The sequence below is a fragment of the Acinetobacter sp. 40AMC3-4 genome (assembly GCF_049898185.1).
GTDB lineage: Bacteria > Pseudomonadota > Gammaproteobacteria > Pseudomonadales > Moraxellaceae > Acinetobacter.
Window position 1 is genome coordinate 241986 of record NZ_JAFCXG010000004.1, and the last position, 24200, is coordinate 266185.

At 44.2% G+C, this 24200-nt stretch carries 19 protein-coding genes and 3 tRNA genes; 14 read left to right on the forward strand and 8 right to left on the reverse strand.

The features are described 5' to 3' along the window. Positions 1 to 8: 8 nt before the first annotated feature. The 4 genes from ACP7BU_RS07340 to ACP7BU_RS07355 all read right to left on the reverse strand — a co-directional run bounded on the left by ACP7BU_RS07340 (position 9) and on the right by ACP7BU_RS07355 (position 4106). Positions 9 to 905, reverse strand: coding sequence for an acetaldehyde dehydrogenase (acetylating) (locus ACP7BU_RS07340; RefSeq protein ID WP_425879052.1), 897 nt, complete (start codon positions 903 to 905; stop codon positions 9 to 11). A gap of 24 nt (positions 906 to 929) precedes the next feature. Beyond that, the gene (locus ACP7BU_RS07345; RefSeq protein WP_425879050.1) at positions 930 to 1727 is read right to left on the reverse strand and encodes a 2-keto-4-pentenoate hydratase; all 798 of its coding nucleotides are present in this window, start codon (positions 1725 to 1727) and stop codon (positions 930 to 932) included. A gap of 407 nt (positions 1728 to 2134) precedes the next feature. Then, positions 2135 to 2803 carry an HAD-IA family hydrolase gene (locus ACP7BU_RS07350; protein WP_314137536.1) on the reverse strand — a complete coding sequence of 223 codons (669 nt, stop codon included), beginning with the start codon at positions 2801 to 2803 and terminating at the stop codon, positions 2135 to 2137. Positions 2804 to 3149: 346 nt separating this feature from the next. After that, on the reverse strand, positions 3150 to 4106 hold the full coding sequence (locus tag ACP7BU_RS07355) for an RluA family pseudouridine synthase (protein WP_004278531.1): 957 nt from the start codon (positions 4104 to 4106) through the stop codon (positions 3150 to 3152). Between the two features lie 766 nt (positions 4107 to 4872). Between ACP7BU_RS07355 and ACP7BU_RS07360 the strand changes: the two genes are divergently transcribed. The 5 genes from ACP7BU_RS07360 to ACP7BU_RS07380 all read left to right on the forward strand — a co-directional run bounded on the left by ACP7BU_RS07360 (position 4873) and on the right by ACP7BU_RS07380 (position 10885). Next, a complete protein-coding gene (locus tag ACP7BU_RS07360) occupies positions 4873 to 8352 on the forward strand; it encodes an Rne/Rng family ribonuclease (protein WP_425879047.1) in 3480 nt (1159 codons plus the stop codon). A 173-nt stretch (positions 8353 to 8525) separates the two neighbouring features. Further along, positions 8526 to 10367: a long-chain-acyl-CoA synthetase gene (locus tag ACP7BU_RS07365; protein WP_425879045.1), complete on the forward strand. Its 1842-nt coding sequence runs from the start codon at positions 8526 to 8528 to the stop codon at positions 10365 to 10367. 195 nt (positions 10368 to 10562) lie between these two features. Beyond that, positions 10563 to 10638, forward strand: a tRNA-Lys gene (locus tag ACP7BU_RS07370). Between the two features lie 20 nt (positions 10639 to 10658). Further along, positions 10659 to 10734 (forward strand) — tRNA-Lys (locus ACP7BU_RS07375). A gap of 75 nt (positions 10735 to 10809) precedes the next feature. Beyond that, a tRNA-Lys gene (locus ACP7BU_RS07380) sits at positions 10810 to 10885 on the forward strand. Positions 10886 to 11067: 182 nt separating this feature from the next. Here the strand turns inward: ACP7BU_RS07380 and ACP7BU_RS07385 are convergent. After that, entirely contained in the window at positions 11068 to 11757 is a 690-nt protein-coding gene (locus ACP7BU_RS07385; protein WP_314107582.1) for a hypothetical protein, read from the reverse strand. Between the two features lie 244 nt (positions 11758 to 12001). Between ACP7BU_RS07385 and ACP7BU_RS07390 the strand changes: the two genes are divergently transcribed. From ACP7BU_RS07390 to ACP7BU_RS07405, 4 genes are all read left to right on the forward strand, one after another. Continuing rightward, positions 12002 to 12277: a PspC domain-containing protein gene (locus tag ACP7BU_RS07390; RefSeq protein WP_004278536.1), complete on the forward strand. Its 276-nt coding sequence runs from the start codon at positions 12002 to 12004 to the stop codon at positions 12275 to 12277. A 230-nt stretch (positions 12278 to 12507) separates the two neighbouring features. Beyond that, positions 12508 to 13293: a sulfite exporter TauE/SafE family protein gene (locus tag ACP7BU_RS07395; RefSeq protein WP_219308259.1), complete on the forward strand. Its 786-nt coding sequence runs from the start codon at positions 12508 to 12510 to the stop codon at positions 13291 to 13293. An 82-nt stretch (positions 13294 to 13375) separates the two neighbouring features. Further along, a complete protein-coding gene (locus tag ACP7BU_RS07400; RefSeq protein WP_425879042.1) occupies positions 13376 to 14788 on the forward strand; it encodes an SLC13 family permease in 1413 nt (470 codons plus the stop codon). Between the two features lie 221 nt (positions 14789 to 15009). Further along, positions 15010 to 15390, forward strand: a complete 381-nt coding sequence (locus ACP7BU_RS07405) for a hypothetical protein (protein WP_425879040.1) — start codon at positions 15010 to 15012, stop codon at positions 15388 to 15390. Between the two features lie 37 nt (positions 15391 to 15427). Here ACP7BU_RS07405 and ACP7BU_RS07410 read toward each other — a convergent pair whose 3' ends face one another. Together ACP7BU_RS07410 and ACP7BU_RS07415 are read right to left on the reverse strand one after the other, a co-directional pair. Beyond that, positions 15428 to 16537 carry an HPP family protein gene (locus ACP7BU_RS07410; protein ID WP_044111804.1) on the reverse strand — a complete coding sequence of 370 codons (1110 nt, stop codon included), beginning with the start codon at positions 16535 to 16537 and terminating at the stop codon, positions 15428 to 15430. 253 nt (positions 16538 to 16790) lie between these two features. Then, positions 16791 to 17588 (reverse strand): transglutaminase-like domain-containing protein, encoded by a 798-nt coding sequence (locus tag ACP7BU_RS07415; RefSeq protein ID WP_425879037.1) that lies wholly within the window; start codon positions 17586 to 17588, stop codon positions 16791 to 16793. Between the two features lie 312 nt (positions 17589 to 17900). Between ACP7BU_RS07415 and glyQ the strand changes: the two genes are divergently transcribed. The 5 genes from glyQ (at position 17901) to ACP7BU_RS07440 (ending at position 23133) form a co-directional block, all read left to right on the forward strand. Beyond that, positions 17901 to 18884 carry a glycine--tRNA ligase subunit alpha gene (gene glyQ / locus ACP7BU_RS07420; RefSeq protein ID WP_005102966.1) on the forward strand — a complete coding sequence of 328 codons (984 nt, stop codon included), beginning with the start codon at positions 17901 to 17903 and terminating at the stop codon, positions 18882 to 18884. Next, positions 18884 to 20953, forward strand: a complete 2070-nt coding sequence (gene glyS, locus ACP7BU_RS07425) for a glycine--tRNA ligase subunit beta (protein ID WP_425879035.1) — start codon at positions 18884 to 18886, stop codon at positions 20951 to 20953. Before glyQ ends, glyS begins: the two co-directional genes overlap by 1 nt. A 67-nt stretch (positions 20954 to 21020) precedes the next feature. Next, the gene (locus tag ACP7BU_RS07430) at positions 21021 to 21971 is read left to right on the forward strand and encodes a COG2958 family protein (RefSeq protein WP_005250534.1); all 951 of its coding nucleotides are present in this window, start codon (positions 21021 to 21023) and stop codon (positions 21969 to 21971) included. A 72-nt stretch (positions 21972 to 22043) separates the two neighbouring features. Further along, positions 22044 to 22433, forward strand: a complete 390-nt coding sequence (locus ACP7BU_RS07435) for a hypothetical protein (protein ID WP_004278545.1) — start codon at positions 22044 to 22046, stop codon at positions 22431 to 22433. A gap of 229 nt (positions 22434 to 22662) precedes the next feature. Then, entirely contained in the window at positions 22663 to 23133 is a 471-nt protein-coding gene (locus ACP7BU_RS07440; protein ID WP_425879032.1) for a hypothetical protein, read from the forward strand. Between the two features lie 70 nt (positions 23134 to 23203). On the opposite strand, the gene ACP7BU_RS07445 is transcribed toward ACP7BU_RS07440, so the two are convergent. Then, positions 23204 to 24157 carry a 2-hydroxyacid dehydrogenase gene (locus tag ACP7BU_RS07445; RefSeq protein WP_425879030.1) on the reverse strand — a complete coding sequence of 318 codons (954 nt, stop codon included), beginning with the start codon at positions 24155 to 24157 and terminating at the stop codon, positions 23204 to 23206. Between the last annotated feature and the right edge of the window lie 43 nt (positions 24158 to 24200).

Below are 24200 nucleotides of genomic sequence, written 5' to 3' on the forward strand. Positions count from 1 at the left end.
GTATTCCTTTAAGCTTCAGCGATGTTGAACACGTGTTCTGCGAACATTTCTGCAGTACGTGCAGCTGCTGCAGTCATAATATCCAGGTTGCCTGCGTATTTCGGCAGGAAGTCACCCAGACCTTCAACTTCCAAGTAAATTGATACACGGTTGCCATCAAATACAGGACCATTTACAAGCTTGTAACCTGGTACGTATTTTTGAACTTCCTTGATCATGGCATGTACAGATTCAGTGATCGCTGCCTGATCCGGCTCACCTTCTACTAGACAGTGAACAGTATCACGCATCATTAGAGGTGGCTCAGCCGGGTTAATGATGATGATCGCTTTACCTTGTTTCGCGCCGCCGACTTTCTCAATGGCACCTGCAGTAGTACGTGTGAATTCATCAATGTTTTTACGCGTTCCCGGACCAACCGACTTAGTCGATACAGTTGCAATGATTTCGCCGTATTCAACAGGTTGAACGCGAGAAACCGCAGCCACCATCGGAATCGTTGCCTGACCGCCACATGTCACCATGTTCACGTTTGGTACTTCGCCCGCTTGTAGTAATGCTTCAAGGTTGACTGGTGGTACACAAAATGGACCAATCGCAGCAGGCGTTAAGTCGATCATCAACACGCCAAGTTCATTCAGCTTGCGTCTGTTTTCAGCATGGACATAGGCAGAAGTTGCGTCGAATGCAATTTTGATGTCATCAGCAATCACATGAGGAAGAAGACCATCAACGCCTTCAGCTGTGGTTTTTAAACCCATTTTCGCAGCACGCGCCAAACCTTCAGAAGTCGGGTCAATCCCCACCATCCAAACAGGCTCTAACCATTCGCTGCGTTGTAATTTATAAAGCAAATCAGTACCAATATTCCCTGGACCGATCATTGCACATTTAATCTTTTTCATGAATGTACTCTCTTGGAATCTTGATTATTCAGCAGCGAATGCAGCGGTTACTGAACCGAAGCCTTCAATTTCAACTTTGAATTCATCACCTGGTTGCGCCACAACCATTGGACCTAAAGCACCCGTCAAGATGATGTCACCTGCCAACAATGGACGGCCACGACGCACCATTTCATCTGCAAGCCAAACCGCAGCATTGAGTGGGTTTGCAAGACATGCTTTACCCACGCCTTGAGAAACGACTTCCTCACCGCGCGTCATCACCATCTTGCAGTTCACAAGATCAAGTTTTTCTAACTTAACCGGCTGAGAACCCAAGATAAATGCAGCAGAAGATGCGTTATCCGCCACAGTATCAATCAGGCTGATTTTCCAGTTTTCGATACGGCTATCGACCACTTCAATTGCAGGCAGTGCATAATCAGTTGCGCTGATAATGTCTGCATACGTGTGTTTTTCTTTGGTTAAATCCTGGTTAATCACCAATGCGATTTCTGCTTCAACTTTCGGCTGAATCAGAAGGCCAGCTGGAATTGCTTCACCATCGCCATAGGCCATGTCGGCAAATAACATACCGAAATCCGGCTGATCTACACCCAGTTGCGCTTGAACGACTTTAGACGTCAAACCGATTTTACGACCCACCAGACGGCGACCTTCAGACAAAGCACGCTCGGTATTCACTTCCTGAACGGCATAGGCGATATCTACGTCAGCACTTTCACCGCCAAGTTCCGGGCGAATCGGTGCAATCGCAGTTTGTGATAATTCAGCGCTACGAAGTGCTTGTGCAACTGATTCAACAACAGCAGAATTCGACATCAATGTTTCCTTAAACTGCAAAAATTAGGCTTATGCTGGGATCTAAGAAGGACAGAAAATATGAAAATGATCAGGCTGATCATCCGCATGGACTGCCTTTCTCAGAGCGAGCATAGGAATAAACAGTTTTAGGATGGGAAAAATCCGGCGTTTGTGCCAATAGTTATTTTATTTTTTGCTATAGCTATTATCTATAAGAATAATTTATAAAAAATTAAATAAAACAAAATCTTATTGTTTAAAACACATCGTTATTTAGCAAAATAACTGCCATAATATGACCGAATAAAATCAGTACAATTACGACTTTAGACTAAAAGATAAGAACCAGCGCTTAAATCTGCAGCATTCCCCAGCCAATTTAAACCGGGGAACTGCTTGTTTTTCATTACAACCAAGATACTGGATTAAACTGCTTGTTTCCATTGGACTTTAGCCAACAAAGCGCTATGCAAAGCAGCCACATCATCCACGATACAAACGGGATTAAATTGAGCTAAAAGTTCAGGCGCATGCACGCCATAACTTACCCCAACGCTTGGCATGGCAATATTTTGCGCCATTTCCAGATCATAAGACGTATCACCGACCATAATCGCATGTTCAGCCTGCACACCGGTTTCCGCCAGAATTTCTTCTAACATGAGTGGATGAGGTTTAGAATGGGTTTCGCTGGCTGCGCGCGTACTCACAAACAGCTCTTCACTGTTCGTCTGTTTTAATACACGATCCAGACCTTTACGGCTTTTCCCTGTGGCTACTGCCAGCTTCACGCCTTGCTGCTGTAAATCTGCGAGCATGTGCGCTACGCCTTCAAACCAGGAGTCTCCTGATGAGTTGGCAACATAATGATCGGAATAAGCCTGCAAAATATCCGTATGTAATTCTGGTACTGTCGGGAATAAACGCTGTGCAACTTCAGGTAAACCCAGTCCAATAATACTTTTCGCATCTGCATCCGTTAACGGCTGCTGAAACTGCTGTGCGGCAAACTGCAAACTCGCCACGATTTGACCGACTGAATCAAATAAAGTGCCATCCCAATCGAAAATGACCAATTTTACAGGTGAGTTCATAAAAGATTTCCTAGATTTGATTCAGTCTTGAAGCCCTCTCCTACAAGGAGAAGGAATTTTTCATTCTTAAGCAAATGACTTTAATAAAAGAACCAATAAAGTCGAATTATCAATGAAGTTTTAATTCAACATTACTATTTAATAAGTAACGTTCCCTCTCCTGAACGAGTTTAAAGCACTGCTTTAAACGACGTGCAAGAAGGAGACTTGCTCAGCAGTGCTGCTTAGGGAGAGGATTCTTTCGAAATTTAATCTCCCCTAGCCCTCTTTAAGAAATAGGGGAATTCCCTCCTTTTTCAAAGGAGGGTGAGGGTGGATTAAATTTATTAAAAGAAAAAATAAGTCCTTATTGGGCAGCCGGTTTATCCGCTTTCTGCGCTCTTAACTGCGCCACCAGACTCTGCATATCTTCCGGCAATGGCGCTTCAATCGCTGGATAGCCCGGAATGTCCAGACGCATTGCATGTAAACACAAACGGCGTGGTTTTGGCCCACGATATTCTGTTTCATGACCATACTTTTCATCGCCTACTAGCGGATGACCAATACTCAAACCATGAACACGAATCTGATGGGTACGACCAGAAAGCGGAGATGCATACACCAGTGTGGCATGCATAAAACGTTCCTGCACATTCCACTGGGTTTTAGACTCTTTACCTTCTTTCGGGGACACGCAGACACGACGTTCACCATTGGCCAGCTCGTAACGATGTAAAGGTGCATCAATCAGCTGTTTATCCAGACTGACCTGCCCTTTTACTACAGCGGCATAGGTTTTTTTGATTTTATGTTCACGCAACATATCTTGTAATGTTTTCAACACGCTACGCTTTTTGGAAATCATCACCAGACCGGAAGTATCACGGTCAATCCGGTGAATCAGTTCCAGATACTTTTTACCGGTTGCGGCACGCAAGCCCTCAATCAGGCCATAGGCTACACCGCTACCACCATGCACAGCAATCCCGGAAGGTTTATTCACGACCATCAAACCTTCATCTTCATAAATCACACGGGCCAATAAGCCTTGTGCCACTTTGTCAGAAACAGGTGCAGCAGATTCATCTTTTTGTTCATAGCGAATCGGCGCAACGCGAATCTGGTCACCGATTGCGAGTTTGGTTTCTGCTTTAATGCGTTTTTTATTAACGCGAACCTGGCCTTCACGAATCAGACGATAGATACGGCTTTTTGGCACACCTTTCAGACGACTAAACAGGAAATTATCGATGCGTTGTCCATCTTGATGTTCATCCACTTCAAACCAAGTGACGTTTTGCCATTGTTGCGTAGAATTCATACAGTTACTATGACCCAAAAAATACTAAAATTGATTAAAAACTGATCACTTAGGTTATGCTTTACACAAGAAACATAAGCTTAGCCCATAGGCAGATGATGCAAGGTTTGATATAGTCAGCGCACGGAAACCATCGTTTGTGAGTAAAAGTTGAATCATTTCAGATTTTTCTGAACTTGATTGTTCAATTAAAGACTCACATGATACGGGAAGGTCCCCAAAGAATTATGCCACGCCGAAGGCTTATTATATCGGCAAACAAAGCAAACTGTTGCGTTTAATTGTACCTCAGGTACATAAATCAGTTTGTCTTAAAAAATATGTCGCCAACTTTGTTGGTTTTTAAACGTAAACTGATACACATCAGATTAGTCGCAACCTGAAGACGACTTCAGGCTACAGCGTTGATGCATTGGATCTGCACAGTTTGTAAAGATACGACGACAATTCCGTATCAAGACACTTTCTATAAAGAAGGGATGATCTTCGAGCAATGTGACAGTGAAAGTTACACACATCCAATGCACCGCTCGTCCGCCAGTGAAGCGTTCAGGTGACTTTAATCCGTTTAAAGATTGAAGCCGTATTGCCATCATCAATACGTGAATCAAAAACCGAAGCCCATCTATATTAAATAGAGCTCGGTCATAAAAGACTCAAACCACAATGAAATTCATTGCAGATTTGAGCCATTGATCCGTGATGTGTGATGTTCGCTACGTGTATAGCGATTTTTTGCTGTGTATCACTATAAGGTGTTACACCCATGAAACGTATGTTGATTAATGCAACACATGCCGAAGAAATTCGCGTTGCACTTGTCACTGGTCAGCGTCTTTACGATTTTGATTTAGAAAATCGTACCCGTGAACAAAAAAAATCCAATATCTACAAAGGTCACGTGACTCGCGTTGAACCTTCTTTAGAAGCTGTATTCGTTGAATACGGTGCAGGTCGCCAAGGCTTCCTGTCAATGCGTGAAATCGCAAATTCATATTACAAAGCCGACCCTCGCCAAACTTCAAATATCCGTGAACTGATCACTGAAGGCACCGAACTTCTGGTTCAGGTGGAAAAAGAAGAGCGTGGCAACAAAGGCGCTGCCCTGTCTACTTTTATCTCACTTGCTGGCCGTTATTTGGTATTAATGCCAAACAACCCGAAAGGTGGTGGTATCAGCCGTCAGATTTCCGGTTCAGTGCGTGAAGAACTGAAAGAAATGCTGGCAACACTGAACGTGCCACGTGGTATGAGCGTGATTGTGCGTACTGCCGGGATTGGCCGTTCACAAGAAGAATTGCAACTCGACTTACAGCACTTGTTAGACCTTTGGGCACAAATCCAGAGCACGGCAAGTTCAGGCCCATCGCCAATGCTGGTACATCAGGAAGCGGGTGTGGTAACACGTGCCATTCGTGACTACCTGCGTGATGATGTTGCTGAAATCCTGATTGACTCAGAACAAGCTTATAACGAAGCTTATAACTTCGTAAAAGCGGTAATGCCACGTCAGTTAGAAAAACTGAAAACTTATACCTTAAATGAACCTTTATTTGCGCATTTCGCGATTGAAAGTCAAATTCAAACTGCTTATGAACGTGAAGTAAAACTTCCTTCGGGCGGTTCGATCGTAATCGATCAAACTGAAGCTTTAGTGTCAATTGACATTAACTCGGCAAAATCGACTCGCGGTAGCGACGTTGAAGACACCGCGTTAAATACCAATATTGAAGCGGCAGAAGAAATCGCGCGTCAATTACGTTTACGTGATATCGGTGGTCTGGTGGTGATCGACTTCATCGACATGACCAAAGACCGCAACCAGCGTATGGTGGAAGCGAAGCTGCGTGAAGCGACGCAAAGTGACCGTGCCCGTATCCAGTTCGGTCAATTGTCACGTTTTGGTTTGATGGAAATGAGCCGTCAACGTCTGCGTCCTTCTCTTGAAGAAGCGACTGGCTACGTTTGCCCACGCTGCCATGGTACCGGCATGGTTCGTGATCTTCGTTCTTTATCACTTTCGATTATGCGTAAAGTGGAAGAGATCGCGCTACGTGAACGTCATGGTGAAGTTCAAGTCGAAGTTCCAGTCGAAATTGCTGCCTTCTTATTGAATGAAAAACGTCACACCTTGGTCTATTTAGAACAGACTTCAAATGTACGTGTGACTGTGTTGCCTCACCCGCATCTGGAAACACCGCATTATGAAATCACTTATAATGCCGAAGGCTTTGCACCAACCAGCTATGAACGTACTGAAGCAACTCGTTCAAGTGAAAAAGAGTTGGGCTATGAGTCATCTGAATGGCATTTAGAAGAAGAACAACATACGCATGCTGCTGCACCAGCGCCTGCTCAACAGCAAAACAACGGCAGAAACAATAAACGCCGTAACCAGCAAAACCAAAATGCACAGCAAGTACCTGTTGCGCAACAAGCTCCAGCCCAAGCACAAGTTGCTGCTCCTGCATCTAGCCCATGCGCATGGTTAGAAAACCTGTTTGTTCAAAAACAGGCAGCGACTGTTGATCAATCGCGTACTGCCAACAATGCAGCTGCAGCAATTGAACAAATGATCAATGGCGGTGCGGTGAGCCGTGGTCAGTTCGGTCAATTGTCTGCACCGGTGGCACAACCTGCTCCACAGCAAGTGTCTCAACCTGCTGCTCCGGCAAGCAGCAATGCTTACCTGGCACCATCGACTGTAGCGCAAAAACAGGAACGTGATGCTGAAAAACCGGCAGAGCGTGATGAAAGAGCACCACGTCATAACAACAAAAAACCACGCAATCCGAAGCACAAAGAACCGCGTGAGCAGGTTCAGTCTGAAGCTTCCGCTCCTCAGCAACATCAGGTGCATGAAGAAGTGGTTCAGGTATCTCGTCAAGAACAACGTCATGAAGCACGTGAAAACAAGCGTAATTCTCGCCGTCAGCATCATAACGAGCCATCTCAGCAAAATGATGTTCAAAACAATGAACAACAGCCACAACAGGCAATGCCACGTCGTGACCGCCGTAACCAGCCACGTCAGGAACGTCCAAATCGCCACCGCGATCCAAGCGTACTGAATGAGCAAGCTCAACAAGTAGCACCTGCAGTCGTTGAAGCGCCAGCAGTCAATGACAAGCAGCTTCGTGTTGAGTTGGTCGATGCACCACGTCAAGACGTGATGCCAACAGCCATGGTCGTGAATATTGACCAGGCGAAAAGCGAAATCGTGGCATTGAATGACAATGCTGCAGTTGTAACGCCAACGGTTGAAGTTACTGCACCGGCAGATGCGCCAGTTGAAGAAGCCGCTGCTGAAAATGTAGTGGAAGCTGCACTGACAGCTCCTGTTGAAGAGGTTGTGCCAGCTGAAGAATCAAGCGCTGAAAAACCACGTGCCAGCAACGATCCGCGTCAGCGTCGTCGTCAGCAGCGTGAAGGACAGCCTCAACAGGCTACAGTTCAGAAGTTGACTCCTTCACAAGTACCAACGTTGGGTCAGTTCACCATTGGTAGCCTGATTCGCCATGTTTATGGTGAAGACTGCTCCGTACTGATTGAACAGTTTGGTTTATTGCCAACCTTCAACCGTGCTCTAGAGAAGTTCACAAAAGAGTACAACGCGAGTCTGGTGGCTGCAGCAACGCCTGCCACAGAGAAAAAACCGGTCACCCGTGATGTTCAAGTGACCGTAGCCAAGGTTGAAGCAGAGCCTGCTCCAGTTCTGGATCTAACTCCACCAAAACCGGTGTCGGACAAACGTGTCGCAAACGATCCACGTGAGCGTCGCCGTCTGGCTAAACAGGCTGCAGAACAGGCCCTGCAACAAGCCAAGCAACAGGCTAAAGTAGAAACAGCTCCGGCAGTTGAAACTGTACCAGAAGCACCTGTAGCAACAGAAGCACAAGCAGAGTCTGCTGAAGCAGCAGCAACTGAAACTCCAGTAGCCACTGAAATCGCTATTGAAGAAACCGTAAATGCTCAGCCAGCTGAACAAGCGACTGAAACGACGGCACCAGTAGATACAGCTCCTACAGAAGCGGCTCCAGTGACTGAAGCTCAACCTAGAGATGCTGCGCCAGTTGAAGCAAATGCTGAATCAGAAGCTCCTGTTACAGAAGCCCAGGATCAGGCCGAAGTAACAACAGAAGACACTGAAGCCAGCGAAGCTGAAAAAGCGGAGAAACAGGCTGCTCGTCCACGTCGTCCACGTGGTCGTCCACCGAAAAAAGCCAATACTGCAACTGAATCATAATTTGCTCAATTGCAGTCATCTAAAAAAACCTAGTCATTTCGGTGACTAGGTTTTTTTTGCTAGATTTAGTCAGAATAGGTTGATTGCACTAGTGTTTTAACGCTAAAAGATGGATAGCTCGTCTACTGTATATAAATTGAACGTATCGGATACGAAAAATAAATAGGATTCTCATGACCCAAATGAAACCACACGATCTGATTGGGATTGCAGATGTCGCTGCCAAAATCCCGGCTTTCTTGACCAAAGTGCCCAATTTGCTCACTGGTCTAAGACAGGCATATTTACGTACTCCGAACACACCGGCCGGGCTGGGTCTGGCTTTTGAAAAAGCCACCAAGCGTAACCCGGAAGGCATTGCCTTGCGTTTTGAAGAGCAAAGCTATAGCTATGCTGCTCTCAATGCCTGGGCCAACCAGATTGCCCATTTCTATCTATCCTTGGGCGCCAAGAAAGGTGATGTTGTTGCTGTCATGGTCGAGAACCGCCCTGAGCTGATTGCCAGCGTGATTGGTCTGGCTAAACTGGGTGTGACCACCGCTCTGGTCAATACCTCTCAAGTCGGCAAGGTGCTGACGCACAGTATCAATCTGGTCAAACCGATTGCCCTGATTGTGGGTGAAGAGTGTCGTCATGCAGTCAACGAGATTTGTAATGACCTGAATATTAGCAGTGACCGCCTGCACTGGTTTGCAAATCAAAACACTCAAGCCGATCCGGGTCAGGCGCCTGAAGGCTTTATCAACCTGGCTGAAAAAACCGATCTTGCTCCCAAATTCAATCCATCAACTACTCATTCGGTACAGGGCAAAGACGGGCTGTTCTATATTTACACCTCGGGCACCACGGGTCTACCTAAAGCGGTGATCTTTACCAATGGTCGCTGGACGCTGGCTTATGGCACCTATGGGCATGTGCTGAATCTCAATAAAGATGATGTGATGTACTGTACCCTCCCGCTTTATCATGCCACAGGCATGGTGGTGTGCTGGTGCGGTGTCATTGCAGGGAGCAGCACCCTGGCTATTCGCCGTAAATTTTCGACCTCTTCTTTCTGGAAGGATGTGCAAAAATTTGATGCCTCTGCGATTGGTTATGTCGGTGAGTTGTGCCGCTATCTGATGGATGCTCCCCCATCTGAACTGGAAAAAGGCCACCGCGTGACCAAGATGATTGGTAACGGGATGCGCCCGAATATCTGGGATAAATTTAAATCCCGTTTTGGCATTCAGGAAGTACTGGAACTGTATGCCTCCAGTGAAGGCAATGTCGGCTTTAGCAATATTTTCAATTTTGACAATACTGTTGGTTTCTCACCCACACCGTATGCGATTATTGCTTTTGATAAAGATAAACATGAGCCGGTACGGGATGCCAAAGGACGCTGCAAGCGGGTGAAAAAAGGCGAAACTGGTTTATTAATTGGTAAAATTACCCGCCGTTCACCCTTTGATGGCTATACCGATCCGGAAAAAAACAAGTCAGTCATCATGCAGGATGTATTTACCCAAGGTGATGCTTACTTCAATACCGGAGATCTGGTGCGCAATATCGGCTTCCGTCATGCGCAGTTTGTCGATCGTCTGGGTGATACTTTCCGCTGGAAAGGGGAAAATGTTTCTACAACTGAAGTGGAAAACATGCTGATCGAGTATGACAAAATCGTTGAAGCAGTGGTGTATGGCGTAGAAATTCCCAATACCAATGGTCGTGCCGGTATGGCCGCGATTACCCTGCAACCTGATCTAGAATTAAATGATGCAGATTTGGCAGCTATGACCGCTTGCTTTAAAAAATGCTTACCGGCTTATGCGGTACCGGTATTTTTACGCTTACAACAGCAGGTCGAAACTACAGGCACCTTTAAATACCAGAAAAATAAATTGAAAGAGCAAGCATTTGATCCGAGTAAAACCGATGAACGCCTGCTGGTCTTATTGCCAGGTGCAACGGCGTATTCCGAGCTCACCGCAGATATTTTTGCCAATATCCAAGCCTATCAATATCGCTTCTAAGTACTGAAGTTGCCTATTTTTTGTTTAGATAAAGCATAATTGTTGTATTTATAATCAAACATGGGCAACTTTGTTATTTTTTGCTTGCGCTGAAATGAGATCTTGCTACAATACGCTCCATCAAACAAAGTGGTGCTTTAAGCTATTTAGCTTGACTTGCACTGCATATTCAAACCTAGTTTGAATAATAGTTCGGGGTCGTTAGCTCAGCTGGTAGAGCAGCGGACTTTTAATCCGTTGGTCCCGCGTTCGAATCGCGGACGACCCACCACTTATTTGATATCCCTTGATGGGTCGTTAGCTCAGCTGGTAGAGCAGCGGACTTTTAATCCGTTGGTCCCGCGTTCGAATCGCGGACGACCCACCATCTTCCGAAAGAATCACGTAAAAGTACACCACACTTTTGCGTCATAAAAATGGTCATCATCATTTTTATTCCTCGGGGTCGTTAGCTCAGCTGGTAGAGCAGCGGACTTTTAATCCGTTGGTCCCGCGTTCGAATCGCGGACGACCCACCATTCTTTCCTTAGAATGTTTCTCTGATTTCCCTTATTATATTTTAATTAAATTGCGATGTTTTGGTCGTGTATTTCTGCATCCAGATTTTATGTTCACGCGTTCCCGCAACTTGCCTTTATTGTCTAATCTAAATAGTATTTGAATTAAGCTTTCGACCAGATCAGCCGATTATTATCGGGCATTATTCTTGAATATGAAAGGATGTGTCTTTGACCAGTTCATAGGCTTTTGAAGGTGCCGGATAGCCACGATCAAATAATTCCCGGTTGGTTTTTTCCTTTTCACTATAGATTTTTTCCAGATTCATGACTAAGTGATTTGAATCTTTAATCTTATAGTAAAAGCTCGCCCCTTCTTTACGATTCACTACTATATCGGTACGCTCAGGATTGATAAACCAGCGGTCTTTACGGTAGGTGATATTGTGAGCGGTGCTGCTTTTGGTATTATCAATAAATACCTTCCCATACTGTAAAATACTGCGATGCACCGTACCGTCCGGCATTAGAGTCAAAATAAATTCTGCCTTACCTTCAGTACAAGGCGCAAAGCGGCCATCACAATCGATTTCAGTATGATAGCGGCCAATAAATGCTTTAGCATCCTCTGGTACAGTTACTGGGTTTAAATCAGCTTCTACCGGAACAGTCGCCTGCCCTGCGACCTGAGTTAAGGATTTGGCGCTGACAGTCACTACATCGGCCTTCGTATTGGCAGTGGAAATTTTAACGCCCTCTTCTGAGGTCGCCTGACTTTCCCCTTCAGGTTTGACTTGCTGCTGATCACAGGCTTGCAAAATCACCACACTCCCCAACATCAGGCTACATTTAAAAAAACTGCTTAATGTACAACGTGATACATCCAATTTCATTTTTAACAAACCTAAATAGGAAACATGGCGAGCAAAAAGAACACAGCAAAGCTGATGAACTTTACACAAGAGTTCAATAGAATTTTCACTATGTTAGTAGCTCTTAGATCTGGTTTTAATCTTTATTAACATTACTTAACGATTTTATTTGTAATCAGCACTTTAAAAAGTTTAAGTAAACTCCATTTCTTTAAGTATGGATCCAGTTTTAGGATTCAAACCTATTTTTAATCAGGAGATTTTAATGGCCAATGTTGGTTTATATCGCTCTAACCGCTCAAACATGATTGCAGGTGTGATGGGTGGTATTGCTGAACGTTTTGGTTGGAACGCAAATTTATTACGTCTGATTTTTGTGGTGATTTCAATCATGAGTGCCGCATTCCCGGGTATTTTGGTTTATCTGGTGTTGTGGTTAATCATGCCGAAAAAACAGTACAGAATTGATCATGACAGCGTTCATCAACCTCAGGGCTATCAAAATCCTGTGCGTACAGTGAATCAGGATAAACGCTATTAAGCTGTACAGTCATTTTTAACAAGCGTTCTTAACCAGTTTCATCGCAGAGCTTCCTCTTTCACCCCGGTTAAATGGGATGAAATTTTGATGCCACGGTAATTTCCCCAAGTTATCGTGGCTTTTTTTGCCTATATTTTTTGTTATTTCTTTGCTGTATTACAGCTTTTCACTTTCTTTCTTAGTTGAATTCACGATAAGTTCAAGATTCCAATTTTTGAAATGGATTTCACATGACTCAGGCAGAATGGATGATGCTGTGGCTCTGTGCCTTAGCAGCCCTGCTGCATGGTTTAAGCGGCTTTGGCTTTCCCATGATGAGTACGGCTGTTCTGTCCAGTGCATATCCGCTTAGTATCGCGGTTACGCTTGTCATTCTGCCCTGCCTGCTGCTGAATCTGATCATGCTGAATGCCGATCCTACGCATAGTCTCTTGAATAGCATTGGCTATTATATAAAACGCTATTGGCCACTAATGCTTAGTAGCCTGATCGGCAGTGTACTCGGGGTCAAACTGTTACTTTGGCTAAATGAGGCTTATTTAAAACTGTTATTAGGTCTAGTAATCATATTTTATGTCTTGGACCAATTACGGGCACGGCCTTTGCAAGTTAGTCCGCATATTTCCAGTATGCTCTGTTTTGGTTTACTGGCCGGCATTATTGGAGGTGCGACCAATGCTATGGCACCTTTTTTAATGATGTATCTGATGAGTTGCCAGCTGTCTAAAACAGCTATTGTCATTATCAGTAATCTCAATTTCATTGCCGGTAAACTGATCCAGCTGGTTTTACTTTTTCCAATTCTGATCACACTGGAAACCCATCAACAGCATATTCTGATCGGGATCAGCTTATTCGCCCTTGCTGGTGTCTGGATTGGAGGCAAAATACGCCATCGTTTATCTCAGCAACACTTCAAATGGATTGTCTTGGCTTTACTTTTCGGCTTGGGCCTGTATGCCTTCTGGCAAAGTACTGGATTATTGCAACAATCTGGTTATAGTATCTTTAAATAGGATATTTTTTAAGCAAAACAAAATTACAAATTTAAAGCTAATATAAAAAATGATGTAAATAAAAATCTTGCAAGGAGAGCATATGACTCAGACCAACCTAGCTACCCCGACCAATGCCATGCCCAAAGGGCTGCTTAAAGGCTGGATTCTTATTTTTGTCGCAGCCATTGTAGCCTATGGCTTATATCTTTACCTGCCCTATGACCAGAATGCCAATAAAGGACTGGCACTTTTAGCCTTTATCGGTATTTTATGGCTGACTGAAGCCATTCATATCACGATTACAGCTTTACTCGTCCCTGTGATGGCAGTATTACTGGCCATGCCAATGGCCTCTGGTGAAGAACTGGTTCCGATTACCACGCAAGCCGCTTTGGCCACTTTTGCCGATCCTGTCATTTTCCTGTTTTTTGGTGGTTTTGCGCTGGCAACGGCGTTGCATATCCAGAAACTGGACCGGAAAATTGCCATGTGGATCATCTCCATGTCCAGAGGGCATCTGGGCATTTCTGTACTGGCGATTTTTGTGGTGACGGCGCTGCTGTCCATGTGGATTTCCAATACGGCGACTGCTGCCATGATGCTGCCTTTGGCCTTAGGCTTGCTTTCACATCTGGATGTCAGCAAGGATCGTAAAACTTTTGTCTTTATCCTGCTCGGCATTGCCTATTCGGCCAGTATTGGCGGACTGGGCACCATGGTCGGTTCCCCTCCGAATGCCATTGCCGCCAAGGCCCTCGGCTATGATTTTGCCGACTGGATGAAAATCGGCTTGCCGATGATGTTCATTATTCTTCCTGCCATGCTGGTCAGTTTATATCTGGTACTACGTCCAAAACTGAATCATAAAATACAATTTGCGACCGAAGATATTCCCTGGACCGGCACCCGTATAGCCACCATGATCCTCTTTCTCTGTACTGCAATTGCCTGGATTTTCAGTAAAAAATTCACCGAAATTTTTGGTATTTCCCAGCCGGATACCTGGATTGCAATTTTGGCTGCCTGTATGGTGGTGATTCTGGGTACCGCAAGCTGGAAACAGATTGCAGAAAATACCGACTGGGGGGTCTTGTACCTATTTGGTGGTGGTCTGACCTTGAGTGCCATTCTGAAGGATTCAGGCAGTTCGCTGGTACTGGGTCAAACTCTGGCCAATGCCTTTGGTGATGCCTCCCCGCTGATGATTATTTTCGTAGTCGCTACTTTTATTATCTTCCTGACTGAATTTACCAGTAATACCGCTTCAGCTGCCTTGCTGGTACCAGTATTTGCCGCGATTGCGGATCAGATGGGCATGCCCAAAGAAATTCTGGTGATTGTCATTGGTATTGGTGCCTCATGTGCCTTTATGCTGCCGGTTGCTACCCCGCCAAATGCGATTGTTTTTGGAACCGGTCATATCCAGCAAAGCGAAATGATGAAAGTCGGTTTTGTACTGAATATCATGTGTATCTTTATTATTTCACTGTTTATTTACTGGTTCTTTATTTAATCATTAAAGTTTTAAGCATCACACCATCCACAAAGCACACTCCGGTGTGCTTTGTCGTATTAATCGCCTATATGTTGAATCTTTCTCTCATCGAAAAATAATATGCTTTTAACAATGATAAAGATAAAGTCTTTATATTAAAAACATCAAAAAGTAGCAGATAGATAGTGGACAGGATATTTCACTTAATCTCTCAACCGATCCAGAATTCCCCTTGGAAAATGACATTTAACCTCGCGCTTGCACCTCTGATCATAGCTGTAATTTTATTCCCTTATGCGCTATTTCATGAAGCCAGCTATGGGATTTTCTCCATTTTCAAGAGCCTGTTTTCAGCGCTTTTTATTAGCTTTTTTGTCTGCCTGACTTACTGGATGATGATCTTCCCTTTCCTATTGGTGACTCACCTGCTGCTACGCCATTATCAACTGTTTAATATCATCACGATTTTAATGAGCTGCGTACTGGGAACCCTGATTCTGGCCTATATCTCGCATCCTTCAAGTGAAAATTTTAGTTCCCATTTTTTGTTTCTGCTGTGTTTTTCCCTGCCGATGGCACTATTTTACAGTTTTCTCAGCCGGCAAGCTGACCAGAGTTGATCACACATGCTCTGTTAAATTCCGTTTTAATTCGGTTTTAAACTTTCATTTTAAAATGATTCAGCTCCTGATTCAGTGCGGCAATCATATCTGCCCGACTGATAATTCCCACCAATTGCTGCTCGCTCACCACCGGAATATAGTTGAACGAACGCTCGACAAAATACGGCACCAGATCCTGAATGGGTTGTAAAGGCTGCACCGTAATTACCTTACGGGTCATGATATGTTTGACCTGATGCTCCCAGCTGCTACGGACATCAGCCGCGCGCTTGAACCATTCCACCACCTGATACATTGCCAGTGTACCGACTAGTTGTTCATCGGCATTAACGACGGGCAGGCTCATCAGGTTCATCTGTTTAAACTTGTCCAGTGCGTGCTGGATATCATCATTTTCATGCAGGGTTGCCACATCCTTCGTCATAATATCCTGGCAGCTAAATTCATGCACCGCACGCGCATTGGCGCGGTTTTGTGCCTCCAGAATGATTTTTTGCAGGTCATATTCACTGATATCCAGCAGCTCGGTGCGCTGATCCAGCACTTCCTGAATATCCTGCGGTTGAATGGTGACTTTCTGGGTCGGCGTCGGATCCTTGGAACGAGTATTTAATTGGGCTTGCTGCGGATAATCCTTGCCAATCATCCGGTTAAAGACAATGGCAATTACCATCAGTAAAATTGAATTGAGTAGTACCGGATAAAATACAAAGGCATAACCGAGTTCATGCACCGGCTGGCCACCCAGCACTGCGGTAATCGCTACGGCGCCACTCGGTGGATGCAGGGAATCCGTGGTCATCATCAGGACGATCGCCAAGGCCACAGCTACACTAAAGGCTTCGGTCGGACTGGCAATTAACAAGGCACAGCTCACGCCAATCACGGCAGCAATGGTATTCCCGACCAGAATATTCCAGGGCTGTGCCAAAGGACTGGCAGGCACCGCAAACAGCAATACCGAGGATGCGCCCATCGGGGCAATATACCAGGCTTCAAAATCCCCCAAAATCCATAAGCTCAACAAGGACGAAACTACCAAACCCAATAGTGCTCCAGCTCCGCAGAGCAAACGGTCTTTGAGTGGAAGGACTTTGAAATTCGGTTTTAAGGTATTGAGCCAGTCGAGATGGGAGTGAAACACAATGCGCCTGATCTTATTGTTTATAGATTTTGGGCATTATAGAACCAAGCCAGATGAAAGGCATCTGTGTTTTACATCTTTTCATCATTCGCGAACGCAGGCTTTTTAAAACAATATTTCGCTTAGCTTAAAATACTCAACCAGATTTTTTTATAAGGGCTGCGCTATCTCCGCCCACCTCTGGAATGGAAAAAATCCTTTTAAGCCATTTCACTTAGATATCTCTTAGATCACTTTTATTACGGCCTATCATTCATTCAGGTTGAATCAATGGCTGGATTTTTAACAGCTCGACCTCACCATAATAGGTTGAAAATGCCACATCTCCGGCATCGATTCCAGTGCCGATCCGAATGAGATTTTCGACTGGAGCCAAACGGGTCGGATCAAACTGCACCCAGCCACCGTCTAAATAGGCTTCAAAAATGGCATGAAAATCGGGTAAAAACTTTTCAATTTCCACATAACCGACCACCATGCGTGCCGGAATTCCCAAGGCACGGCATAGGGCAATGCCTAAATGGGCAAAGTCACGACATACGCCTGCACGATGCACCAGTACATCTGTGGCAGTGGTAAATTGGTCGGAACTACCAGACACATAAAAAATATTGTTATAAATCCACTGTTCAATCGCCTTGACCCGCGTATAGCCCGGTGTCATCCAGCCAAATGAGCGTTTCGCCATTTCCAGTAATAAATCTGAATTGCAATAACGGCTGGCCAGCAAATAAGGCAAGACTTCATCGGGCAGCTCAGGAATGGCTACTTCTTTCAGACCTTGCTGAAGCTCAAGAGAGAGACTCGGTTGACGAACCACTGTCGCCGTATAATTCAGCTCAAAAGCGTCACAGGGTTCAACCTGTAGCCGAACATGACGGTTTTGATGCTGAGCATCCTGAAATTCATGCCATGCTACGGGCAGATTAAAGCTGAGTTTTTCTTCGAGAATATTCTGATCGGAATGATGTGCCGCCTGAAGCATAAAAATAAATTCTGTCGGTTGCACGACCTTGTATTTTAAATGGCATTGAATTTGGTAAGTGGTCATGAAGTTCCTTATTTTTAAGCATTATTATATTGCGTGAATATTAAACTAATTTTAGAGTCGCAATCGTATGAGATCCGTTGAACTTTATGATTCTCCGCTTAACAGCATGCCATACATCTGATTTATTCCTGATTTTCAGATCAGCCTGTATCGGCCAGTACAGCTAAAATCGCAGTAAGCTTCTAAATGCCGCGTATCCTTTAAGCCTGTTTTATTTTTTTCAAAAAAGTATCCGTACATTAACCCTTTGCCACTCCCCTGCAAAGTCCTTATAATTGAGCACAATTTTTCTCTAATTTTAAGTGGATGACCATGAGTCGCGCCATATCGCATATTGATACCTTCCAAGGCTTAATTCTTGCCTTACAAACTTACTGGGCGGAGCAAGGCTGCGTCATTTTGCAACCTTATGATATGGAAATGGGTGCAGGGACATTCCACACTGCGACTTTCCTTCGTGCGCTGGGTCCTGAAACCTGGAATGCCGCTTATGTTCAACCGTCACGTCGTCCGAAAGATGGTCGTTATGGTGAAAACCCGAACCGTTTGCAACATTATTATCAATTCCAGGTGGTGCTTAAGCCAAACCCGGACAATATCCAGCAGCTTTATCTCGATTCATTAAAAGCGATCGGTATTGATCCTTTAGTTCACGATATTCGTTTCGTAGAAGACAACTGGGAATCTCCAACACTGGGTGCTTGGGGCTTAGGTTGGGAAGTTTGGTTAAACGGTATGGAAGTAACGCAGTTCACGTACTTCCAGCAAGTCGGTGGTGTTGAGTGCTACCCTGTGACTGGCGAAATCACTTACGGTCTTGAACGTCTTGCAATGTACTTGCAAGGTGTAGACTCTGTTTATGATTTGGTTTGGACCAAAGGTCAGTTCGGTACGGTAACGTATGGTGATGTGTTCCATCAAAATGAAGTGGAACAATCGACCTATAACTTCGAATATGCCAACGTTGAAAAAATGTTTGAATTGTTCGATTTCTACGAAGCTGAGGCAACGCGCTTAATTGAAGCGAAACTTCCACTGCCTGCATATGAGCAAGTCGTGAAAGCATCACACAGCTTCAACTTATTGGATGCGCGTGGCGCGATTTCTGTGACTGAACGTCAACGTTATATTTTACGTGTACGTACCTTAGCCCGTTCAATTGCACAAAGCTATGTGGCTGCACGTGCGGAACTTGGTTTCCCAATGGCTGAACCTGCATTACGTGATGAAGTGTTGGCACAGTTAAAAGCACAAGTTGAAGCAGAAGCGAAAGAAGCAAACAAGGAGAGCAAATAATGTCTAAACATACCGTTTTGTTCGAATTGGGTTGTGAAGAACTTCCACCAAAAAGCCTGAAAAAATTACGTGATGCCTTACATGCAGAAACCGTAAAAGGCTTAAAAGATGCTGGTCTTGCTTTTGATTCAATCGAAGCCTATGCAGCACCACGTCGTCTTGCACTTAAAATTGTCAATGTTGATGCTGCACAAGCAGACACACAAAAACGTTTTGACGGCCCTGCCAAACAGGCAGCCTTTGATGCTGAAGGCAACCCGACGAAAGCACTTGAAGGCTTTATGCGTGGTCAAGGCATCACGGTTGATCAAGTATCAACTTTCCAAGCAGGTAAAGTTGAAAAAGTATGCTATTTAAAAGATGTCAAAGGTCAAAGCCTTGACGTTTTATTGCCACAAATTTTACAAAATGCATTGGATAATCTTCCAATCGCAAAACGTATGCGTTCTGCGGCAAGCCGTACTGAATTCGTACGTCCTGTGAAATGGGTTGTGTTGTTGAAAGACAACGATGTGGTTGATGCAACAATTCAAGACCACAAAGCAGGTAACGTGACTTATGGCCACCGTTTCCATGCACCTGAAGCAATCACTTTAGCGCATGCAGACGAATACTTAGCGAAGTTAAAAGCGGCTTACGTTGTAGCGTCTTTTGAAAAGCGTCAAGCCATCATCGATCAACAAGTCAAAGCACTTGCTGATGAAGTGAATGCCATTGCAATTGTCCCTGCGGATCTTCGTGACGAAGTGACTGCACTCGTTGAATGGCCTGTTGCGCTTCGTGCAAGCTTCGAAGAACGCTTCCTTGCTGTTCCTCAAGAAGCATTGATCACCACGATGCAGGACAACCAGAAGTACTTCTGCTTAGTGAACGCTGACAATAAACTTCAACCTTACTTCATTACTGTGTCAAACATCGAGTCGAAAGACCCGACACAAATTATTGAAGGTAACGAGAAAGTGGTTCGTCCACGTTTGTCAGATGCTGAATTCTTCTTCTTACAAGATCAAAAGCAACCGCTTGCATCTCGTAAAGAGAAACTTGCAAACATGGTATTCCAAGCTGAATTGGGTACGCTTTGGAACAAGTCTGAACGTATTGCGAAATTGGCTGTAGCACTTGCGCCTATTACAGGTGCAAAAGCGGAAGATGCTGAAAAAGCGGCGCTTCTTGCAAAATGTGACTTAACTTCTGAGCTTGTGGGTGAATTCCCTGAACTTCAAGGTATTGCAGGTACTTACTACGCACGTCTTGAAGGTGAAAATGCGGAAGTGGCTGAGTCTTTAGGTGAGCAATACTTACCTAAATTCGCAGGTGACGTTTTACCGAAAACCAAAACTGGTACAACCATTGCTCTTGCGGATCGTTTAGATACGCTCACAGGTATTTTCGGTATTGGTCAAGCGCCTACAGGTTCTAAAGACCCATTTGCACTACGTCGTTCTGCAATTGGTATTTTGCGTCTTGTGACTGAAAACGAGCTTGATGTTTCAATTGAAGATTTGATCAAACTTGCACTTGCTGCTTATGGCGATGTATTGAAAGATCACGACAAGACTTTGGCGGATGCTGTTGCATTCCTTGAAGGTCGTTACCGTGCGAAATACGAAGACCAAGGCGTGGCTGTTGATGTGATTCAAGCTGTTCAGGCGTTATCGCCAAAATCACCGCTTGATTTTGACAAGCGTGTAAATGCGGTTAATCACTTCCGTGCATTACCTGAAGCGGCTGCTCTTGCTGCTGCGAACAAGCGTGTTGCCAACATTCTGGCAAAAGAAACTGCTCCTGAAGGTGCTGTAGTTGAAGTAAACTTGGTTGAAGATGCTGAAAAAGCATTGTTCGCTGAACTTGCTAAAATTGCGCCTCAAGTTGAGCCGTTATTTGCTGCTAAAGACTATACTGCTGCGTTGTCTGCACTTGCTGCACTTCGTGCGCCAGTGGATGCGTTCTTTGACGGCGTCATGGTGATGGCTGATGATGCTGACCTGAAAGCAAACCGTTTACGTATGCTTGCGCAGCTTCGAGGCTTGTTTACGAAAGTGGCTGATATTTCGGTATTACAGCACTAAGTCAGACATTTGAAATAAAATTAAAACCCTGCTAGAAATAGTGGGGTTTTTTATTTTTCTCAATAATATGAAATTATCACAAGCACAAAAAGCATTAGAATTTTTAAAATCTAATCCTAACCAAAAATTTACAGCTAGATTTATTGCTGATAAATTAATTGCTACATATCCTCAAGACTATATTGAGAAAAGAAATAATATTAAATTTGAAAACAATGAAAGTGCTTTTAAACAACAAGTTATTCGAGAGTTATATAGTATTTTCCCAGACTTAATTCAAAATAATCCTTGTGTAAAATATCAAGAAAAACCAAGTCCACGCCAATATTGGTATGAACCAACTTCAAATCTTTCACCAGTAAAAGGAATTGACTTCCATAATTCATTAATTATTGATGCAGAAGACAATAATCCCCCATCGATTCAAGAAAAAATATTTTCAGAATATGACTTATATCCTGTATTGATAGAATACCTATCCCAAGAACTCAATTTGCTTACATTAAGAATTGATGAAAAAAGATCATCAAATACTAGAGGACAAAATGGTAATCAATGGCTACATCCAGATATTGTGGCAATGCAAGCATTAGATAATAAATGGAATGATCTAGTTAAAACTTGTGTAAAGCATAGTTCTGGACAAAATGTTCGACTTTGGTCATTCGAGGTAAAAAAAGAACTAAATAACTCAAATATTAGAAGTAGTTTTTTCCAAGCAGTAAGTAATTCTAGTTGGGCAAATGAAGGATATTTAGTTGCGACCTCAATTTCTACCAATGAAGTTGAAGAAGAACTTCGTATGCTCTCAGCCCTCCATGGTATTGGTGTAATAATTTTAATTCCTGAAAATCCTACTGAAAGCGAAATTTTGCTTCCTGCTCGCCGGAGACCAGAAGTGGATTGGCAATCAATAAATCGAATTTTAAATGAAAATTCCGACTTTAAAAATTTTATTGAATTAGTCTCAATTTATTATCAAACTGGTCGTATTCGTACGCAGGATTGGAATCGTTAATCATTGAGCTATAGTCATTTTCTAACCGATTCCCTATACTCAACCTAACAACACTCAACAAGAAAGAATCATATGAAATTTAAAACACTCATTCTGACTGGTCTTGCGAGTATCGCAGTTACAGCTTGTACATCTGCACCAAAAATCCCACAGCTTCAGGTTGGCGTCTTACAGGAAGTCCAAAACCTCGAAGTTGTTCCAGCTACCACCAACAACAAGGCAAAACTGACCAAATTTCTCGACAAATGCGTGATTGAATTCACCGGCGATATTGGCAATAACCGTGTCATTGAACAATGGTCATTTAAAGGCATGACTCTAATCGATGCCGGCTCAGCGACTTTCCAGCGCGACGGTACTAGCACTGCACAAAAATTTGACCTGCACGATGCAGGCGTACAAAAGAACTTTGTCAGCTTACGCGAACATTTCGCCAAAGATGCCCTGACACAATGTGACTAAAAAAATCGCCTTGTTTCTAGTCTAAGAACAGGGCTTTTATTTTGCTAAAAATCAATTCGACACTTGGGCTAATTTCTACTGCCCTTTCTTTAAAAATTACAATATTTCGGCACAGATCCACCTGAAAGCTCTGCACTCTTCACAGGATATTCATTGTTTTTGGCCCATTATCCGTTACACTGAAAAACAAACTCAGACCGCACTTAGACGAATTCGAGGTCGATCCATAATGAATATCAAAACCCCAATTATTTTAACGACAGCTTTAATGCTTTCTGTTCCAGCATTCGCACAAACCACGACTCAGTCTGCTAAACCGGTTAAGCCTTATGGTGAAAATCCGAACCTGCTGCATGTCTTTGCTTATAAAGCACAGGAAGGCGTGATTAATACCGCCGAGAAAGTCGGTGAAGCAACGGAAAAAGGCATTGCCAAAATCAAGCCAGGGGTAGACCGGGCCTGGAGCAATACCAAATCTGCAACCTCGGATACACTGCAAAAGGTAGATCAGGGAGCAACTCAGGCAGCCCAGCAAACTGGTCAGAAAATCCAGCAGACTAAAGAAGTCTGGCGTGGCAATTCACAGCAGGCACCTATCGTGCAGCAGCCTTTAAGCCAGTCAAATGCGACGCAAAACCCAAATACACCACAGCCTCAACCCCAGTCTGGATCAGCCACCAGTTATGCGGTAACCGATTGATAAGAAAAGCCCGTGATGGGCTTTTTTATTTTTAGCGAATAAAACTATTATCTTGTATCGACGCGATCTATCAATTGACCTGTCGGATCGGCTGACCTTGTTTAAATGCTGCTACATTTTCCACCATTTGATCCACAATCCGTTGTCGTGCATCAACACTGCCCCACGCATTATGCGGTGTCACAATCAGGTTGGGAATCGTTGAATCAAGTAGTACATTGCCCTGTTTCGGTGGCTCTACCGTGAGTACATCCGTCGCTGCACCGGCAATCTTGCCTGCACGCAGAGCCTCAACCAATGCCGCTTCATCAACAATTCCACCACGCGCACAGTTAATTAAAAATGCACTGCTTTTCATTGCATCCAGTTCAGCATGACTGATTAAATGGTGGGTATCTTCAGTGAGTGGACAATGCAAAGTTAAAAAATCGACTTGAGGAAGCAGCTCGGTAAATGGGATACGGGATGCATCCGCCGGACGATTTGGCAGCGCGGCAATAAGCACTTTCATGCCAAAGGCTTCGGCCAGTTTCGCCACCGCATGGCCCAGTTCGCCATAACCCACAATGCCCAATGTTTTTCCGGCCAGCTCGACAATTGGCGCATCCAGCAAACAGAACTGACTGGCTTTTTGCCATTCGCCTTGTTCTAATGCACGTTGATAAGACAGGAATGAAGTCGCCAGATTGAGCATCAACATGATGGTATGCTGCGCGACTGCCGAAGTGCCATAAGCCTGACAGTTACACACGACGATCCCTTGCGCTTTGGCCGCCTCAAGGTCGACATTATTGGTGCCGGTTGCAGAGATTAAAATGAGTTTGAGTTGAGGGCATTGCTGAATCGTAGCTGCATCGATCATCACCTTATTCGTAATGATGACATCGACATCAGCTACACGGGATGCAATCTCGGCAGCCGAGGTCGCCGGATACAAAACTAGTGAATCAAATACTGCATGCAGTGCCTGAAAGTCCAAATCCTGCTGGTCTAAAGAAGCATAGTCTAAATAAACGGCTTTCATGGCTGTTCCCTCAATCCTGTTTGACAATTTATGTCTGTCATTT

Bases quoted from the DNA above. Each gene is read 5' to 3' on its own strand.
- ACP7BU_RS07385 (WP_314107582.1), bottom strand. From the start codon at position 11,757: ATGAAATTGGATGTATCACGTTGTACATTAAGCAGTTTTTTTAAATGT.
- ACP7BU_RS07395 (WP_219308259.1), top strand. From the start codon at position 12,508: ATGACTCAGGCAGAATGGATGATGCTGTGGCTCTGTGCCTTAGCAGCC.
- ACP7BU_RS07350 (WP_314137536.1), bottom strand. From the start codon at position 2,803: ATGAACTCACCTGTAAAATTGGTCATTTTCGATTGGGATGGCACTTTA.
- ACP7BU_RS07415 (WP_425879037.1), bottom strand. From the start codon at position 17,588: ATGACCACTTACCAAATTCAATGCCATTTAAAATACAAGGTCGTGCAA.
- ACP7BU_RS07400 (WP_425879042.1), top strand. From the start codon at position 13,376: ATGACTCAGACCAACCTAGCTACCCCGACCAATGCCATGCCCAAAGGG.
- ACP7BU_RS07355 (WP_004278531.1), bottom strand. From the start codon at position 4,106: ATGAATTCTACGCAACAATGGCAAAACGTCACTTGGTTTGAAGTGGAT.
- ACP7BU_RS07340 (WP_425879052.1), bottom strand. From the start codon at position 905: ATGAAAAAGATTAAATGTGCAATGATCGGTCCAGGGAATATTGGTACT.
- glyS (WP_425879035.1), top strand. From the start codon at position 18,884: ATGTCTAAACATACCGTTTTGTTCGAATTGGGTTGTGAAGAACTTCCA.
- ACP7BU_RS07365 (WP_425879045.1), top strand. From the start codon at position 8,526: ATGACCCAAATGAAACCACACGATCTGATTGGGATTGCAGATGTCGCT.
- ACP7BU_RS07345 (WP_425879050.1), bottom strand. From the start codon at position 1,727: ATGTCGAATTCTGCTGTTGTTGAATCAGTTGCACAAGCACTTCGTAGC.
- ACP7BU_RS07430 (WP_005250534.1), top strand. From the start codon at position 21,021: ATGAAATTATCACAAGCACAAAAAGCATTAGAATTTTTAAAATCTAAT.
- ACP7BU_RS07435 (WP_004278545.1), top strand. From the start codon at position 22,044: ATGAAATTTAAAACACTCATTCTGACTGGTCTTGCGAGTATCGCAGTT.
- ACP7BU_RS07390 (WP_004278536.1), top strand. From the start codon at position 12,002: ATGGCCAATGTTGGTTTATATCGCTCTAACCGCTCAAACATGATTGCA.
- ACP7BU_RS07360 (WP_425879047.1), top strand. From the start codon at position 4,873: ATGAAACGTATGTTGATTAATGCAACACATGCCGAAGAAATTCGCGTT.
- glyQ (WP_005102966.1), top strand. From the start codon at position 17,901: ATGAGTCGCGCCATATCGCATATTGATACCTTCCAAGGCTTAATTCTT.
- ACP7BU_RS07445 (WP_425879030.1), bottom strand. From the start codon at position 24,157: ATGAAAGCCGTTTATTTAGACTATGCTTCTTTAGACCAGCAGGATTTG.
- ACP7BU_RS07440 (WP_425879032.1), top strand. From the start codon at position 22,663: ATGAATATCAAAACCCCAATTATTTTAACGACAGCTTTAATGCTTTCT.
- ACP7BU_RS07405 (WP_425879040.1), top strand. From the start codon at position 15,010: ATGACATTTAACCTCGCGCTTGCACCTCTGATCATAGCTGTAATTTTA.